This window comes from Stenotrophomonas maltophilia group sp. RNC7 (assembly GCF_030910085.1).
Classification (GTDB): domain Bacteria; phylum Pseudomonadota; class Gammaproteobacteria; order Xanthomonadales; family Xanthomonadaceae; genus Stenotrophomonas; species Stenotrophomonas sepilia.
The window spans coordinates 1-413 of sequence record NZ_JAVFVN010000534.1; the positions used below are offsets into that span (position 1 = coordinate 1).

At 66.8% G+C, this 413-nt stretch carries 1 pseudogene; it reads right to left on the reverse strand.

Features of this window, described 5'->3' with window-relative positions:
- Positions 1-397: pseudogene (locus RCF13_RS10640) on the reverse strand (nitrite reductase (NAD(P)H)); the annotation flags it as partial.
- Positions 398-413: the final 16 nt, after the last annotated feature.

The following is a 413-nucleotide window of genomic DNA, read 5'->3' on the forward strand; positions in this document are numbered from 1 at the left end:
CCTCGGCGCATTCGCGGGTGCAGCCCGAGACCGCGAACTTGAGCTTGTGCGGCGCGCGCAGGCCCTTGTAGCGGTCTTCGATGCGCAGCGCCATGGCGACGCTGTCCTGCACGCCGTAGCGGCACCAGGTGCTGCCGACGCAGGACTTCACGGTGCGGGTGGACTTGCCGTAGGCGTGGCCGGTCTCGAAGCCGGCGGCGATCAGTTCGGCCCAGATGTCGGGCAGCTCGTGCAATTGTGCGCCGAACAGGTCGATGCGCTGGCCGCCGGTGATCTTGGTGTAGAGCTTGTATTTCTTGGCCACCGCGCCGATCGCGATCAGGCCGTCGGGCGTGACCTCGCCGCCCGGGATGCGCGGCACCACCGAATAGGTGCCGTTCTTCTGCATGTTGGCCATGAAGGTGTCGTTGGTG